This window comes from Microbacterium istanbulense, from assembly GCF_037204145.1.
Taxonomy (GTDB): Bacteria; Actinomycetota; Actinomycetes; order Actinomycetales; family Microbacteriaceae; genus Microbacterium; species Microbacterium istanbulense.
The window spans coordinates 1-14739 of the sequence record NZ_JBBDGN010000012.1 but is presented as its reverse complement, the minus strand read 5'-3'; the positions used below and the strand labels follow the sequence as shown (position 1 = coordinate 14739).

18 protein-coding genes are annotated in these 14739 nt (G+C 67.8%); 6 read left to right on the top strand and 12 right to left on the bottom strand.

Annotated elements, in window-relative coordinates:
* Positions 1 to 33 precede the first annotated feature (33 nt).
* Positions 34 to 1413 carry an MFS transporter gene (locus WDU93_RS11955; RefSeq protein ID WP_337320902.1) on the bottom strand — a complete coding sequence of 460 codons (1380 nt, stop codon included), beginning with the start codon at positions 1411 to 1413 and terminating at the stop codon, positions 34 to 36.
* Between the two features lie 145 nt (positions 1414 to 1558).
* Here WDU93_RS11955 and WDU93_RS11950 point away from each other — a divergent pair, with 145 nt between their 5' ends.
* Positions 1559 to 2458 (top strand): LysR family transcriptional regulator, encoded by a 900-nt coding sequence (locus WDU93_RS11950; protein ID WP_337320899.1) that lies wholly within the window; start codon positions 1559 to 1561, stop codon positions 2456 to 2458.
* A 42-nt stretch (positions 2459 to 2500) separates the two neighbouring features.
* On the opposite strand, the gene WDU93_RS11945 is transcribed toward WDU93_RS11950, so the two are convergent.
* The 4 genes from WDU93_RS11945 to purL form a co-directional block, all read right to left on the bottom strand.
* Positions 2501 to 3088 carry an NADPH-dependent FMN reductase gene (locus WDU93_RS11945; protein ID WP_337320897.1) on the bottom strand — a complete coding sequence of 196 codons (588 nt, stop codon included), beginning with the start codon at positions 3086 to 3088 and terminating at the stop codon, positions 2501 to 2503.
* Between the two features lie 86 nt (positions 3089 to 3174).
* A complete protein-coding gene (locus WDU93_RS11940) occupies positions 3175 to 3522 on the bottom strand; it encodes a TraR/DksA family transcriptional regulator (protein ID WP_337320895.1) in 348 nt (115 codons plus the stop codon).
* A 176-nt stretch (positions 3523 to 3698) separates the two neighbouring features.
* Positions 3699 to 3836 (bottom strand): hypothetical protein, encoded by a 138-nt coding sequence (locus WDU93_RS11935; protein ID WP_337320894.1) that lies wholly within the window; start codon positions 3834 to 3836, stop codon positions 3699 to 3701.
* Positions 3833 to 6160, bottom strand: a complete 2328-nt coding sequence (gene purL, locus WDU93_RS11930) for a phosphoribosylformylglycinamidine synthase subunit PurL (protein WP_420064073.1) — start codon at positions 6158 to 6160, stop codon at positions 3833 to 3835. The genes WDU93_RS11935 and purL overlap by 4 nt, the downstream gene beginning before the upstream one ends.
* A 303-nt stretch (positions 6161 to 6463) precedes the next feature.
* On the opposite strand from purL, the gene WDU93_RS11925 reads away from it, so the two are divergent.
* Complete coding sequence (locus tag WDU93_RS11925) at positions 6464 to 7636, top strand: MalY/PatB family protein (protein ID WP_337320889.1); 1173 nt, start codon at positions 6464 to 6466, stop codon at positions 7634 to 7636.
* A 140-nt stretch (positions 7637 to 7776) separates the two neighbouring features.
* On the opposite strand, the gene WDU93_RS11920 is transcribed toward WDU93_RS11925, so the two are convergent.
* Both WDU93_RS11920 and WDU93_RS11915 read right to left on the bottom strand, forming a co-directional pair.
* On the bottom strand, positions 7777 to 8784 hold the full coding sequence (locus WDU93_RS11920) for a nuclease-related domain-containing protein (RefSeq protein ID WP_337320887.1): 1008 nt from the start codon (positions 8782 to 8784) through the stop codon (positions 7777 to 7779).
* A gap of 69 nt (positions 8785 to 8853) precedes the next feature.
* On the bottom strand, positions 8854 to 9057 hold the full coding sequence (locus tag WDU93_RS11915; RefSeq protein WP_337320886.1) for a dodecin family protein: 204 nt from the start codon (positions 9055 to 9057) through the stop codon (positions 8854 to 8856).
* A gap of 118 nt (positions 9058 to 9175) precedes the next feature.
* On the opposite strand from WDU93_RS11915, the gene WDU93_RS11910 reads away from it, so the two are divergent.
* Both WDU93_RS11910 and WDU93_RS11905 read left to right on the top strand, forming a co-directional pair.
* On the top strand, positions 9176 to 10135 hold the full coding sequence (locus tag WDU93_RS11910) for a hypothetical protein (protein ID WP_337320884.1): 960 nt from the start codon (positions 9176 to 9178) through the stop codon (positions 10133 to 10135).
* A gap of 40 nt (positions 10136 to 10175) precedes the next feature.
* Entirely contained in the window at positions 10176 to 10502 is a 327-nt protein-coding gene (locus WDU93_RS11905; protein ID WP_337320882.1) for a hypothetical protein, read from the top strand.
* Between the two features lie 113 nt (positions 10503 to 10615).
* On the opposite strand, the gene WDU93_RS11900 is transcribed toward WDU93_RS11905, so the two are convergent.
* Positions 10616 to 11617, bottom strand: coding sequence for an SDR family NAD(P)-dependent oxidoreductase (locus tag WDU93_RS11900; protein ID WP_337320880.1), 1002 nt, complete (start codon positions 11615 to 11617; stop codon positions 10616 to 10618).
* Positions 11618 to 11725: 108 nt separating this feature from the next.
* On the opposite strand from WDU93_RS11900, the gene WDU93_RS11895 reads away from it, so the two are divergent.
* A complete protein-coding gene (locus WDU93_RS11895) occupies positions 11726 to 12298 on the top strand; it encodes a TetR/AcrR family transcriptional regulator (protein WP_337320879.1) in 573 nt (190 codons plus the stop codon).
* Positions 12299 to 12344: 46 nt separating this feature from the next.
* Here the strand turns inward: WDU93_RS11895 and WDU93_RS11890 are convergent, their stop codons facing one another.
* The 3 genes from WDU93_RS11890 to WDU93_RS11880 form a co-directional block, all read right to left on the bottom strand.
* Positions 12345 to 12785: a type II toxin-antitoxin system VapC family toxin gene (locus tag WDU93_RS11890; RefSeq protein ID WP_337320876.1), complete on the bottom strand. Its 441-nt coding sequence runs from the start codon at positions 12783 to 12785 to the stop codon at positions 12345 to 12347.
* Positions 12782 to 13018 carry a FitA-like ribbon-helix-helix domain-containing protein gene (locus tag WDU93_RS11885; RefSeq protein WP_337320874.1) on the bottom strand — a complete coding sequence of 79 codons (237 nt, stop codon included), beginning with the start codon at positions 13016 to 13018 and terminating at the stop codon, positions 12782 to 12784. The genes WDU93_RS11890 and WDU93_RS11885 overlap by 4 nt, the downstream gene beginning before the upstream one ends.
* Before the next feature lie 71 nt (positions 13019 to 13089).
* Positions 13090 to 13536: a hypothetical protein gene (locus WDU93_RS11880; protein WP_337320872.1), complete on the bottom strand. Its 447-nt coding sequence runs from the start codon at positions 13534 to 13536 to the stop codon at positions 13090 to 13092.
* A gap of 301 nt (positions 13537 to 13837) precedes the next feature.
* Between WDU93_RS11880 and WDU93_RS11875 the strand changes: the two genes are divergently transcribed.
* Positions 13838 to 14359, top strand: a complete 522-nt coding sequence (locus WDU93_RS11875) for a hypothetical protein (protein ID WP_337320870.1) — start codon at positions 13838 to 13840, stop codon at positions 14357 to 14359.
* Between the two features lie 19 nt (positions 14360 to 14378).
* On the opposite strand, the gene WDU93_RS11870 is transcribed toward WDU93_RS11875, so the two are convergent.
* A partial coding sequence (locus WDU93_RS11870) for a hypothetical protein (protein ID WP_337320868.1) occupies positions 14379 to 14739 on the bottom strand: 361 nt, incomplete at its 5' end.

The window sequence follows — 14739 nt, the reverse complement described above, 5'->3', positions numbered from 1 at the left end:
CCTTCACTGGCTGTGGGGTCGGATGCCGCGTGCTCACCGCGCGTCGGCGAGCGTCGCAGGGGGCTTTCCCGGGCTGAACATCGTGGCTCCGGATGCCTGCTCGGCCTCGTTGTCCGGGCCGAGGGGGATGCCGGAGCGGTCGCGCAGGCACAGGGTGGCAGCGGCGCCGAGCAGGGTGGCGGTCAGCAGATAGCCCGACACGGCTGCCGTGCTCCCCGTGGCATCCAGCAGCATCTGCGAGATCATCGGGGCGAATGCGCCACCGAACACGGCGCCGATCGCGTAGGTGATCGAGACTCCCGAAAAGCGGATGGATGCCGGGAAGATCTCGGCGTACCACGAGGCCAGGGGGCCGTAGGTGAGACCGAGCCCCGTCGAGATGAGCACCAGGGCGACGTACAGGCCGGGCAGACCGGCGTGACTGACGAGCCAGAAGACGGGGAAGACGACCGCGGCCTGGAGGGCGAAGCCGATGAGGAAGGTGTTGCGGCGGCCGATGATGTCGGCCAGGTAGCCCGCGAGCAGGGTCGAGAAGAACCACACCACCGCGGCGACGGTGGCCGCGACGAGCACGGACGTCGTGTCGAGGTTCTGCTGGCTGATTGCGTAGTTGTTGAGGAAGCCGCCGGTGGTCATGTATCCGAGCGTGCCGTTACCGACGAACACGAGCGCGGCCAGTACCACGAGGTACCAGTGGCGCTGGAAGAGGGTGATGATGGGCACCTTCGTCTGCTGGCCGCGCTCGGCGATCTCGGCGAACACGGGGCTTTCCTCGACCGAGCGGCGGATGATGAAGCCGACGACGATGAGGACGATGCTCAGGAGGAACGGGATACGCCATCCCCACTGCAGGTACGCCTCGCCCGGCGCGATGAGACCGGTCATCAGCGCGGTCACGCCGGAGGCGAGGAGGAATCCGAGCGGCACGCCGAGCTGCGGCCAGGAACCGGCGCGACCGCGACGGTTGGCGGGGGCGTGCTCGACGGCCATAAGCACAGCGCCGCCCCACTCGCCTCCGGCGGAGAGGCCCTGAAGAATGCGCAGAAGAAGCAGCAGGATCGGCGCGGCGATGCCGATCTGGGCGAATGTGGGCAGCACCCCGATGAGCGTCGTTGCGACACCCATGAGAACCAGTGTGGCCACGAGCATCGCGCGTCGGCCGATCACGTCACCGAAGTGCCCCGCCAGAAACGCCCCGAGCGGCCGGAAGAGGAACGAGATGCCCACCGTTGCGAAGGACAGAAGCAACGCGATTTCCTTGCCTGCGGGCTGGAAGAACAGCTGGGCGAACACGAGCCCTGCGCTGGTCGCGTAGATGAAGAAGTCGTACCACTCGATGGTTGTGCCGATGATCGTCGCGAAGGCGATTCGGCGTTGGGAAGTGTGGCTGCCTGCGGCAAGGGTGGAGCTCATCGGTGTCCCTAACGTCGTTGTCACCCCTCGGGAGAGGGGATCGGGAGGGTGGTCTTCTCCATGGTCGGGCTCATCACTCTGTATGTAAATCACAGTAAAATGAGGAGATAGTTCGGTCTGACTGAAGAAGAAAGCCGGGGACGACGTGGCTGATGTGAGCATGCGGCAGCTGGAGCTGTTCGCCGCGCTGCCGAACTTCGCCACGCTCAGCGCGGCGGCCGCGCACCTGCACATCTCCGAGTCGGCGCTGTCACAGGCGATCACGAGCATCGAGAAAACGGTGGGCCAGCAGCTGTGTGTGCGGCGCAAGGCGCGGGGTCTTACCCTCACCCCGAGCGGACAGGAGTTCGCCTACCGGGCCCGCCAGATCGTCGCCGACGCGCAGGAACTCGTGCTCGGCGCACGCCTGGGCGATGAGCTGCGCGGCCCGGTGAAGCTCGGCTGCTATGACAGCTTCGCGACGAACGTGATCCCCGAGCTCCTCGAGAGCTTCCCCGCCCGGCATCCCGGTGTGCGCATCGACATCATGGTGGGCACCAACGAGGAACTGCTCTCAGAACTCGACGCCGGGCGGCTCGACGTCGCGCTCGTCTACAACGTCGCCCTGCCACTGGGCTACCGCCGCCGGCGGATCTACCCCACCGAACTCGAGGTGCACCTGCATCCGGAGCATCCGCTCGCACAGGCCGAGGCGATCGACCTCGCCGATCTGGCCGACGAGCCGTACATCCAATACGACGCCACACCGGGCACCAGCAACGTCACCGATGCCTTCACCGCGCGCGGTCTCGCGCCACGCGTCGAGGCGCGCGTGACTCAGATCTCGCTTGTCGAGGCGCTCGTCGCCCGGGGGATGGGCTACGGCCTGCTCATGTCGCGGCCCAATCCGCTACCGATGAGCATCGAGGGGCGGCCGGTCGTCGTACGCCCGCTGGATCCGCCGGTGACAGTCTCGCACGTGGTGGGCATCTGGCCCCAGGAGATGAACCTGACGCCGCGGGCCTCCGCGCTACTCGATTTCGCCGTGGAGCGCTTCGGCGGGTGATGAGATCCGGATGCCACCAGTCCCGGCATCCGGCCCCTCGGGTCAGGCGGCCTGTTCGTCTTCGTCGGCCGCGATCTTCTGCATCAGTTCGCCGGCGATCTTCTGCACCTCAGGCAGGTAGCGGGCGACGACGGCATCCGCGTCGACCAGGCCCCATGCGGGCGTGTAATCGGTGCGCTCGATGGTGAAGGCGCCGTGGCCGGGTACGAGGTCGAGGCCGATGAACTCGAGCACCTCGCGCAGCTGCTTGGCGGCCGCACCGCCGCCGTGGGCGCCGTAGCTGATGATGGCGGCCGGGCGGCCCTTCCACTCGGCGTAGAGGTAGTCGATGGCGTTCTTCAAGGCCGCGGGGTAGCCGGCGTTGTACTGCGGAGTGACGAACACCACCGCGTCGCTCTCGGAGATCTGCTTCGCCCAGGCGACCGTGTGCTCCTGCGAGTACTGGTTCATGCTGGCCATGAGGGGCTCGTCGAGCAAGGGCAGATTGATCTCGGCAAGGTCGAGCACCTGGATATCGGCATCGACCGTGTCGGCGAAGACGGCTGCGGTGGCATCCGTGAGCTGGCGACCGATGCGCACCGGACGCGTGCTGCCGACGATGAGGCTGATGCGAGGGCGATTCTGCGACACAGGAATGTCCTTTCAGGTGAATACTTCCCGGTGGAACGTGCGTGGTTCCGGGGGTATTCCCTGGGGGCTGCTGGATGCGGGCAGAGTCAGACGCCGCGCTTCTCCGCGCACGCCACACAGAACTCGGCGAACGGGCGGATCGCGAGCCGCCCCTCGGGGATCGGTGTGCCGCATCCGGCGCAGACGCCGTAGGTGCCGGCATCCAGCCGGGCAAGCGCGTCGTTGACCTGATGCAGTTCCAGTGCCGCGGCATCCGCCAGCGCCGACAGCCGCGACCATTCTGACGACAGCGTCACGCCCTCAGGGTCGTGCTCGTCGTCGTCGTTCTGGCCCTGCCGATCGTGCACGAGCTCGGCCAGCGTGGCCGCGGCCGCCTCGGCGCGCGCCGCGGACTCTGCCCGCAGGGCCGTCAGCCGGGCGCGCGCGTCATCCATGCCGGTCAGCGTACGCCCGTGTTCGTGCACGCGGTGAGCGCAAATGCTGCTCCCCGGGCCGATTCAGCGACGTTTCTGCTCACCGCGTGGGCGTTCGACGGGGCTGGGGCCCTTCGACAAGCTCAGGGACCCAGGGCGCTCAGGGCCCTTCGACAAGCTCAGGGACCCAGCGCGCTTCAGCCGAAGAGCAGGGAGAGCACGGTCGCGCCGCCACCGACGAGGATCAGCGACACGATCACGACCCAGGCGGTGATGCGGATGCGGCGGTTGCGGCGCTCGCCGAGGTCGCCGTAGTCGTCGGTCTCGTCGGTCATGCGGGGATCTCCGTCACGGTCGGGCCGAACACGGCGGGCAGCGTGGCCTGCGAGGTCTCGCGCAGGTCGGCGACCGAGATCGTGAAGACGTCCTGCACCTCGAGGGTGGGCTCGCTGTCGGTGACGCCGATGCGCAGCACCGGGTAGTCGCGTCCCTCGCACAGCCCGCGGAACTTCACGTCCTCCTCGCGGGGCACGGTCACGATCACGCGGCCGGTCGACTCCGAGAACAGGGCGGTCGCGGCATCCACACCGTCGCGCTCCATGATCTCGGTCAGCCACACGCGGGCGCCGACGCCGAAACGCATCACGCCCTCGGCGAGAGCCTGGCCGAGGCCACCCTCAGAGACGTCGTGCGCGCTCGAGATCAGCCACTCGTCGCGGGCGCCGGAGATGAGGCCGGCCAGGCGCTTCTCGGCATCCAGATCGACCTTCGGCGGCAGCCCGCCCAGGTGGCCGTGGATGACGTCGGCCCATGCCGAACCCGACAGTTCGGTGTCGGTCACGCCGAGCAGGTAGATGTTCTCGCCGGCATCCTGCCATCCGGAGGGGATACGGCGGGAGACGTCGTCGATGATGCCCATCACGCCGACGAGCGGAGTCGGGTGGATCGGCACGTCGCCGGTCTGGTTGTAGAACGAGACGTTGCCGCCGGTGACGGGGATGCCGAGGTCGTAGCATCCATCGGCAAGGCCGTCGACGGTCTGCCCGAACTGCCACATGACCTCTGGGTTCTCGGGGGAACCGAAGTTCAGGCAATCGGTGATGGCGGTCGGGGTCGCCCCGGTGACGGCGACGTTGCGGTACGCCTCGGCGAGGGCGAGCTGCGCACCCGCGTACGGGTCGAGCTGGCAGTAGCGGCCGTTCGCGTCGGTGGCGATCGCGAAGCCCAGGCCCGACTCCTCGTCAACGCGGATCATGCCGGCGTCATCGGGGAAGCTCAGGGCCGTGTTGCCGAGCACGTAGTAGTCGTACTGGTTGGTGATCCAGCTCGTGTCGGCGAGGTTGGGCGAGCCCACCAGGCGCAGGAACTGCTCGCGCAGCACGGCCGGGTCGTTCGAGCGGCCGAGGGCTTCGGCGGCATCCGCCTGCAGCGCGTCGATCCACGTCGGGTACGCGACCGGACGGTCGTAGACGGGGCCGTCGACCGCGACCGTGGACGGGTCGACATCGACGATGCGCTCGCCCTGCCAGTCGATGACCAGGCGGCCGTCTCCGGTGACCTCGCCGAGCACGCTGGTCTCGACCTCCCACTTGTTGACGACATCCATGAAGGCGTCGAGCTTCTCGGGGGCGACGATGGCCATCATGCGCTCCTGCGACTCCGACATGAGGATCTCCTCAGCGGTCAGCGACGGGTCGCGCAGCAGCACGTTATCGAGCGAGACGTGCATGCCCGAGTTGCCGTTCGCGGCCAGCTCGCTGGTGGCGCACGAGATGCCGGCGGCACCGAGGTCCTGGATGGCCTCGACGAGCTCACCGCGGTACAGCTCGAGGCAGCACTCGATGAGCACCTTCTCGGCGAACGGGTCGCCGACCTGCACGGCGGGACGCTTGGTCGGTCCGGTCTCGTCGAACGAGTCGGATGCCAGGATGCTGGCGCCACCGATGCCGTCGCCACCCGTGCGGGCACCGAACAGCACGACCTTGTTGCCGACGCCGGTGGCGTTGGCGAGCTTGAGGTCTTCGTGGCGGAGCACGCCGACCGCGAGGGCGTTCACGAGCGGGTTGGCCTGGTAGACGGCGTCGAACACCGTCTCGCCGCCGATGTTCGGCAGGCCGAGGCAGTTGCCGTAGAAGCTGATGCCGGCGGTCACGCCGTGCACGACCCGCGGGGTGTCGGGGTGGTCGATGGCGCCGAAGCGGAGGGCATCCATCACGGCCACGGGCCGAGCGCCCATCGAGATGATGTCGCGCACGATGCCGCCGACGCCGGTCGCGGCGCCCTGGAACGGCTCGATGAAGGAAGGGTGGTTGTGCGACTCGGCCTTGAAGGTGACGGCCCAGCCCTCGCCCACGTCGACGACGCCGGCGTTCTGGCCCATGCCCACCATGAGGCGCTCGCGCATCTCGTCGCTGACCTTCTGGCCGAAGCGGCGCAGGTAGTTCTTCGACGACTTGTACGAGCAGTGCTCGGACCACATCACCGAGTACATGGCCAGTTCGCCCGAGGTGGGGCGGCGGCCGAGGATGCTCTTGATGCGCTCGTACTCGTCGGGCTTGAGGCCCAGGGCGCCGTAGGGCTGCTCCTTCTCGGGCGTCGCGATCGCGTTCTCGACGGAGTCGGGGACGTGGGTGGGGGATGCAGCAGGGGCGGTGGTCACGCGCACTCCAAAGAGGATGGGGCCGGCGGGGCACATTCAGTCTACTTGGCTGGTGGCGGGCCCGAGCCTGCGGTGCCGTGGGGCGCCTGGGCGGGCGGTGCGCCACCACGCGGTGAGCAGAAACGCTGCTGAAACGGCCCGCGGAGCAGCATTACTGCTCACCGCGTGCGCGGGCTGGGTCCCTGAGCTTGTCGAAGGGCCGTCATCCGCGGAAACGAAGCGTGCGCCTGCGCGGCGGCATCCCTAGATTGAAGACTCCCGCCACGAAGGAGTCCCGGTGACCGACTGTTTGGGCTGTTCGCGATGATCGCCCCCGCCACCCTGCATCCGTTCGATGCGCCCACGAGGCTCGACCTTGACCGGCCGCAGAGCCGCAAGTGGAGCCTGCATCCCGGGCATATCGGGGCGTGGGTGGCGGAGATGGACTTCGGGGTGGCGCCGGTGATCGCCGAGGCGATGCATCGCGCGATCGACGAGGGCACGCTCGGGTACCTATCGCCGCCGCTCGCGGCCGACCTTGGCGTGGCGACGTCCGAATGGATGCGGCAGGAGTACGGCTGGACGGTCGACCCCGAGCGCGTGCATCCGGTCTCGGATGTGATGGCCGTGCTGCGGGTCACGGTGGAGGAGTATGCGCCGGCCGGGTCGGCGGTGATCGTGCCGACGCCCGCGTACATGCCGTTCTTGACGTATCTGCCGTCGATCGGGCATCCGGTGATCGAGGTGCCCGGTGTCGAGGTCGACGGAAGGTGGACGCACGATCTGCAGGCGATCGACGACGCGTTCGCCGCGGGGGCGCGCACGCTTGTGCTGTGCAACCCGCACAATCCGACCGGCACGGTGGTGGGTCGCGCAGAGCTCGAGGCCATCGCCGAGATCGTGGAGCGGCACGGCGGGCGCGTGTTCGCCGACGAGATCCACGCGCCGCTGCGATACGGCGGGCGCGAGTTCGTGCCGTATGCGTCGGTGTCGGATGCCACGGCCGCGCACACCGTGACGGGCACGAGCGCGTCGAAGGCGTGGAACATTCCCGGTGCGAAGACGGCGCAGCTGATCACCTCGAACGAGCGGGACCAGGCGCTATATCGACAGTTCGGTTTCGCGGTGCAGCACGGGGCGGCGACGCTCGGCGTGGTGGCATCGACGGCGGCCTACCGGTACGGGCGCCCCTGGCTGGACGGGGTGATCGACTACCTCGACGGCTCGCGTGAGCTGCTCGGGTCGCTGGTGCGAGAGCACCTCCCCAGTGCAAAATATCGGATGCCGGATGCCACGTACATCGGGTGGATCGACACGATCGCGCTGGGGATCGACGGGCCGCCGGCCGCGTTCTTCCGCGAGCACGCCGGTGTGGTGCTCACTGAGGGCAGCCTGCTGGGCGCCGGGTATGAGGACTTCGTGCGGGTCGTGTTCGCTACGCCGCGTCCCATCCTCGAGGAAGCCTTCGCCGCCATGGGCGACGCGCTGCGCCGATAGGGCGCTGAGCGCCCTTCGTCTCGTCGCTGCGCTCCTCGCTCAGGAACCGCGCCGCGAAACGACGGGCACCTCGCTGAACCTGGGGCCCTGAGCCTGTCGAAGGGGCCCCCGCACCCGCAGACCGAGACGAACGGCCACGTCTACTTCGCAGGTATCCGATACTCCAGCCTCACCGGACTCACGTAGTCGACTTCGAATCGCCCCACGCCCACGAGATCTGCACCGAGGGCCCGCACGGCCTCGATGACGTCAGCGGCCGCGTCGGCGCCGAGCCGACCGGGTCGCCGGGTGTGCGCCGCAGTGAGCACGGCGGGCAGATCTTGGGGCGTCGCCATGACGGTGGTCATGCTCCGCTCGGTGTACGACCCGCCGGTGACGACGTGCGCCTGCGGGTGCGAGTAGAAGATGCAGGTGTCCACGAGAGGTGGGGCCATGGTTGCGCGCAGGAACTCGCGCAGCCGGAGTGCTTGCTGCCGGGCTTGCTGTGCGGGGGAGTCGTCGTTCTCGGCGAAGCGGATCTTCAGAGATCGTCTGCTGGTGCGAGAGATCTGCACCGCGAACGGCGGCCGCAGGTCGGCGTCGTTGAGCACGGTCGCGAGGCCGGGCAGTTTGGTGCTGGGGTGGATGCCGTCGAACACCATGCCAGCCCAGCGCTTGTTCTCGACGAGCAAGACGACGTTGTCGGTCACGACGAGGTGGTCGATCTGGGCGCAGAACGGGTCGGCGCCTGCTTCGTTCGGGGCGAACACGATGTTCGTGGCGATAACGGCATCCAGTCCCGCCTGCTCGCAGGCGGTGACGAGCTGTTGGCGTGACGCGAGCTCCCATTTCAGCCCTCTCGCGGCGGCGAAGACTGCGGCGGCCTGCAACTTCTCGTGGGCGTCGATCTCGGCGCGCAGGGATGCCTGCTGTCGATCGTGGTCGCGCCGCGAGGCGGCGACGGCGCTGAGGTGCTGTGTTCGGGCATCCGCGAGCGCCTGAGCCTGGGTTGCGCGGAGCGATTCCGTTTCGTCGTGATGCTGCCGGGCGGTCGCCTCACGCTGCGCGTCGGCGCGTCGGGAGCGCCGAATCATCCAGAAGACAAGCCCGGCCACGATGGCGATGAGCAGGCCGATGGTGACGTATAGCGCGGCCGTCGTTTGCTCCATCACCAGACTCAAGCACGCTCATCGCGCGCCGTGGCCGGCCGACGGCAATGTGTGGATAACTCTCCGTGCTCAGTCGTCGAGCACGAAAGTGACCTCCATCGTCACCTGCCATTCGGTGATGGCGCCGTCCGAGACGATCACCTGGTTCTCCTTCACCCACGCCCCGCTGACGTTGCGCAGCGTCTCGTTCGAGCGTTCGATGCCGTGCCGGACGGCATCCTCGAAGCTGACGGACGAGCGGGCGGTGATGGTGGTGACGCGGGCTACCGACATGGTGATCCTCCTTGATCAGATGTGCTCTCCATGCAACTCTGCGCGCGGGCGCCCTGCAAGGGGTCGTGCACGGCGCGCCCGGCCCGGCGCGCGGATGCCCCGTGTCAGGCTTGAATTCATGGCATCCGATCCTGCGACGGCCCCGACGGTGAGCTTCGACGACCTGCTGGCGCCCCCGGTCGACGAGAACCTCGAGGCCCGCAGGCCGAGCTTCTGGATCCCGCTGCTGGTCGGCGTGGGGGCATCCGCTCTTATGCTCGCGTCGTCGTGGCTGGGCGGGCTGCGGTTGCCGCTGCAGAACCTGTGGAACGCGCAGACCCTGCCCGGCGACATGCCCATCGCCCTGCTTGCCCTGAGCCAGTACGAGGTGTTCTCCGTGTTCGCCGCGGTGTTGCTGGGCGGGGTGGTCGCGGGGCTCGGGGTGCGGATGCTGCGCCGCTGGCGCCCGATGCGCGCCGGGGCGGCTGCGCTCGGCGTGCTGCTCGTGCATGCGGTCGTGACGGTGCAGAGCTTCGCGGTGCTCGGCGATGGGCTCGGCGTGACCGACGGCACCGCCGGGACGATGCAGCTGATGTACTTCGCGGGGATGCTGGGGGCGGTCGTGCTCGGCATCCTGCTCGCGCAACTCGGTGTGCTGCTCACGACGCGACGCTCGACGGCGCCTGCTGCGCTCGCGGTGGCGCTGTCGGGTGTGTGGGTCGGTGAGTGGATCGGCACGGTCGTGATCGGGGTGTTCGGCCCGAGCCCGCCGATGATCTTCATCGATGCGCTGCGCTGGGTTGCTGCGGTCGTGGTCGGGCTGGCGCTGGTGTGGTGCGGGGTGCGACCGTGGGGCCGGATCTTCGTGTGGGTCGCGGGACTGCTGACCCTGTGGGTGCTGCCGGCGATGATTACGGCGGTGGCGTATCCGCTGGGCACGCGTGCCTTCGGTGGTGACGTGCGTGAGATGAGCGCCGCGGCGGCGCAGATCTTCCCGATGGCGCTCGAGGCGACGGTGGCGCCGGTGGTCGTCGCCGCGGTGATCGGCGTGGTCGGCACGGTGGTGCGGATGCTGGTGGGGCGGCGCTCTCGCGAATGATGTCTCGCGCATGCCGCGCTCCGATGGCTAATGTGCAGACATGGAAGAGAACGCAGCGGTCGCTTCGCCGCAGCTCGAAGAGGATGTCTCGCGCGGCACTGCGGCTGTGCTGGCGTCTGCGGATGCGCATCGCCAGCAGCTCGTGCGCCAGTGGTCGTGGGCTCTGGTGTGGCTGCTTCCGGCCGTGCTGACGATCGTCGGCATCGTGCTGACCAGCGGCGGGACCGTCGAGGTGGTGAGCCAGTACGAAGAGACCTACGTCACGCTGGTCGCGGTCTGGCCCGCGGGGCTGACCCTGCTCGGCGTGGGGTTGCTGGGGTTGATGGCCGCGGCGATCTTGAATGTGGTGCGGGTGATGCGGCGGTAGGACTGGCGCTGACACTGGTGGCAGAGTGCCCAGCGGAATCGAGTACCGCGGTGCCATGCCCTGGAGGACGCTGGTGCCCCACGACGCGAGGTGCGAAGCCGCGGGACTGACCGCTACTGAGCGGACCAGCCTCCGTCGCTCGCGAGGATCGCGCCGTTGATGTTCACGGCGTCATCGGAGAGCAGGAACGTGATCGACGCGGCGAGCTGCTCGGCGGTCGCGACGGTGGGGATCGCCTGCTGGAACGGCGCGAGCCGCGCGGAACCGTACTCCGACATGTGCGGCGGCATCGGGATGCCGGTGGCCACGCCACCCGGGGCGACGGAGTTCACGCGGATGCCCTTCGGCCCGTACATCACGGCGCCGGACTTCGTGACGCCGATGATGCCGTGCTTGCTCGCGGTGTAGGCGTTGCCCGACGCGTTGCCGCGCAGGCCGGCTTCGCTTGAGACGTTGAGGATGGCGCCGCGCCCGGCGGCCTCCATCGCGGGGAGCACCGCGCGCATGAGCTTGAACGGCGCGGTGAGGTTGATCGCGATGACGCGGTCCCACACGGCATCCGTCGTCTCGCCCGCGGGGGAGAAGTCGTCGTTGATGCCGGCGACGTTTGCGAGGCCGTCGATGCGGTCGCCAGCCGCGGCGACGACGGCGTCGATCGCATCCTGCTTCGTGAGGTCGCCGGGGACGGTGACGATGTCAGCATCCGGGTGCTCGGCGCGGAAAGCCTCGAGCTTGTCGGCGGCGATGTCGGATGCGATCACGCGGCCGCCTTCGCGGGCGATGCGGGATGCGGTGGCGCGGCCGATGCCGGAGGCGGCGCCCGTGACGATGATGGTCTTGCCGGCGAAGCGTCCGGGCGTGATCTGCTCGGTCCAGCCCGTCGGGCCCCTGTCTTCGGGGATCTCGCCGCCGTTGGCCGCGCGGACGAGGTCGTCGACGACGGACTGTGGCAGCTGCCCCTGGCTCATCGCGACGAGCTGCTGCAGTGGCAGACCGAGCACGGGGGTGAGGAGTTCGGGGTCGGCGCCGGTCTTCTCGAACAGTCCGCGGATGAGGGGGCCGCCGACGGGGTCGTTCATCCAGGTGCCGATCGTGGAGTTTGCGGTGAGAGTCATGCTGTTCTCCTTGTGTCTGGTAGCAGAGCCTGTCGAAGGGCCGACCAATGCAATAACGCAACGGTGCGTCTACTTATTTCACACCATCGCCCTGGGTACGCTCAAGAGGTGCCTCGTCCCCGCAGTGAGAAAGCCCGTCAGGCGGTGCTCGACGCGATGCGCACTGCCGTGACGGGCGGTGGCTATGAGGCCGTCACCATCGAGCGACTCGCGACAGAAGCTGGGGTCTCGAAGCAGACGATCTATCGCTGGTGGCCGTCGAAGGCAGCGATCCTTGGCGAGGCATTGCTGGAGGGCACGTTGCCGGGTTCGGACATCGCGGTGCCGCACACGGACGACCTTGAGGCAGACCTGCGCGCCTGGTTCGCGGCGATGTCGGCGCGACTCGCGGATGCCGAAAGCGTCGCACTCGCGCGAGCTCTCATTGCGGTGACGGCGACCGATCCGGAGCTCGGAACGCTGCTCAATGATCGCCTTGCCGCTCCTGTGCGCGAGTGGGTCGTCGGGCGGCTCGCTCGGGCTGTTGAGGTCGGCGATGTGCGGACAGATGTGGATGCTGGCATTCTGGCGGACCAGTTCATCGCCATGGGGAGTTACGCGGCGCTCACCGGGCGGACTTTGAATCCGGCGCAGACGGATGCCGTCGTGGCGGCGACAATGCGGGGAATCGGCGCAGGGTAGCCATCCGGCGGACCCGGATGCCCACCGTCGGAGGCTCGGGCGGCAGTTACGCCTGCGCGTCAGATGACGCGTCGGATGCCCATGGGTTGAACACGGCGATCCCGGTTCCGTCGAAGTCTTTGACATTGCGCGTTGCGAGCGTGGCGCCGCCGGTCGCAACGATGGCGGCGATCTGCGCGTCGGCAATGCTGATTGGACGCCCGGCCCGGTGGCAAGTGCCAACGATGGTGCCGTATGCCAGCGCGGTGCGCGGCGTGAAGGAAAGGATGCGGTCGCCGAAGCCGTGGAGTGCCTGGCGAAGCGCGTCATCGAGGCGATCGCGGCGCTGGCCGTTGGGCAGCATCCCGATCCGAGCGGCCAACTCGGCAACCGTGATGGATGTCGTCCAAATCTCTCCACGCGTCAGGCTGTCGAGCCACGAGGTCACACTGACGTCAGGTGCTGGACGCATGAACTCGGAGACGACGTTCGTGTCGAGGATGATCACGAGAAGTCGACCGGTCTGGGCAGTTCGGAGCGAGGTGGGATGGTCGGCGCATCGGTGCCAGCGAAGGTCGCCGCCAGGAAGCTGCCGAAACCGCGTTCGGAATCAGCCGAGTGCGCGGCGGCCGTGAGGATGCTGCGCACCTCCGCCTCCATCGAACGCCCTCCTTGTGCGGCGCGAAGCTTGAGCGCGCGGATGACGTCTTCATCGAGTCCGCGGACGGTGATGGTGCTCATGGCACCTCCTGCTAGCTTTGCTGTCAATGCAATCAATCTACTCCTCGTTCGTAGGTGGGAGCGGGACAGGTTTACCCGATCGAGTAGTGGATACCGAAGCCTGCGTCCGCCACGCGACGCGCGAACTCGCGTGCGCGGGGAAGGTTCTCGCTGACGCAATCCCGGTCTCCGTAGCGGCATTCGACGAGCGCCACCGCCGCGGGTGAGCTGAGTAGGTCGTCCAGGTCGTCGGCGATGAGCTTCACTTCATCGACCGGGATGATGCGCTGGAACGACTCCCAGCCTCCGTAGCCACCGAGTACCACGGCGCCTTCGACGAGGGCATAAGACGGGCGAGGGGTCGCGCCTCCCAGCAGCACCTGCAACTCGGGATAGCACTTGTCGAGGTCGAGCGTCGGCGCATCGCTGTATCCCCAATAGTCCCAGCTGTCATGCCCGTCATAGCATCCGCGCGGACACTCGCTTGCTTGAGCGATCTGCCGCGGTGACACGGGGTGTGCGAAGTAGCGGATTCCCATAGGAGAACGATGCGCCACGTGCGGACGGGCTCGTCGTTGCAAAGCCGGGGACTGTGGACAAGCCGTGCGTCTTGCCGGGTGGGGATGGTGAATGCCGGGGGCAAACATGGCTATCTGGCATGGATGAGTCTTCGAGAGCCTTTGACAGCTCGTGGCTTCTTGACTTCGCACCGTTCGGAGAGCCTCCGACGAAGCAAGCGGATGGGTTTTAGCCTGGCTGCCAAAACCGGGGGGAGTGGTTATGGAGCTGGGTACGTGGGCAGAGTGGGCAGCGGCCCTATGCGGCTTGGCAGGGGCAGTGGTGAGCATCTTCGCGTTGCGAACAGCCCTGGCCGCCAACGCGACAGCACGGCAGTCCGGAGCGAACGCCGCGAGGTTCGCCGACGAGACACGTCATAGGGAGCGACTCCGCGAGCTGTCGACGGTTGCGCGGCAGCTGCAGGCCTGGTGGGTCAGGTGGGAGGACGGGGCAGAGGCCAAGTACGGGGTGCTCGTCACGAATGCGGGTGAGGGAGCCACGGTGTTCCGCGACGTTCGCATCGAAACGCTCGGCAACGCCAATGTTCGGGGAGCAAAGGGCCATATCGCCTTCACGTCGCTTCCGCCCGGCGCATATGTGCTGACCAGCACGCCCCTCGGCTCCGAGCAGCCCTGGAGCGATCCTGAGGTCGCTCGCCGCGACATCGCCTATAAACCGCTCATGAAGGCTCAGAAATACGCCGTCACCTGCATCCGCTTTGAAGATCCAACCAAGCTCGCTTGGACCTGGACACCGGAGCGGGGGTTGGAATCGGGCAGTGCGGTGGCTGCGCAGGTGGGATGAACGGATGTTGGCTGGCGGGCTAGTTGATACCTCGTAACCAGGCAGCGAGTCGATGCACTCCTCGCACGTCTAGGGCTGGGGCCTCTTCCTCGTCTTCGAAGTGCGCGACCTTGTTGCGGACGTTCCGCGTGGCGTCAATCCAACTATCGAACGCCTCGCGGCTGAGGGACCACCCCAGGTGCTCCCAGTTGCTCCGGTAGATCGCTTGCAGCTTGCCGAGCATGGCACTTTCGATCAATGTGGGATCGACGTGGGGGAACTTCAGAAGCGCGACACGCTTGAGTTCTCGCTCGCAGCGACCAACCGCCAAGAAGGGAACAGCAAGGTCTTCGAACTGCTCGGTGAGATCAGTGGCTGTGACGATGCCTGCGAGGCGCCCC

Coding starts and splice junctions, on each gene's coding strand:
- WDU93_RS11955 (WP_337320902.1), bottom strand. CDS start 1,413: ATGAGCTCCACCCTTGCCGCAGGCAGCCACACTTCCCAACGCCGAATC.
- WDU93_RS11940 (WP_337320895.1), bottom strand. CDS start 3,522: ATGGATGACGCGCGCGCCCGGCTGACGGCCCTGCGGGCAGAGTCCGCG.
- WDU93_RS11935 (WP_337320894.1), bottom strand. CDS start 3,836: ATGACCGACGAGACCGACGACTACGGCGACCTCGGCGAGCGCCGCAAC.
- WDU93_RS11925 (WP_337320889.1), top strand. CDS start 6,464: ATGATCGCCCCCGCCACCCTGCATCCGTTCGATGCGCCCACGAGGCTC.
- WDU93_RS11920 (WP_337320887.1), bottom strand. CDS start 8,784: ATGGAGCAAACGACGGCCGCGCTATACGTCACCATCGGCCTGCTCATC.
- WDU93_RS11915 (WP_337320886.1), bottom strand. CDS start 9,057: ATGTCGGTAGCCCGCGTCACCACCATCACCGCCCGCTCGTCCGTCAGC.
- WDU93_RS11910 (WP_337320884.1), top strand. CDS start 9,176: ATGGCATCCGATCCTGCGACGGCCCCGACGGTGAGCTTCGACGACCTG.
- WDU93_RS11905 (WP_337320882.1), top strand. CDS start 10,176: ATGGAAGAGAACGCAGCGGTCGCTTCGCCGCAGCTCGAAGAGGATGTC.
- WDU93_RS11900 (WP_337320880.1), bottom strand. CDS start 11,617: ATGACTCTCACCGCAAACTCCACGATCGGCACCTGGATGAACGACCCC.
- WDU93_RS11885 (WP_337320874.1), bottom strand. CDS start 13,018: ATGAGCACCATCACCGTCCGCGGACTCGATGAAGACGTCATCCGCGCG.
- WDU93_RS11880 (WP_337320872.1), bottom strand. CDS start 13,536: ATGGGAATCCGCTACTTCGCACACCCCGTGTCACCGCGGCAGATCGCT.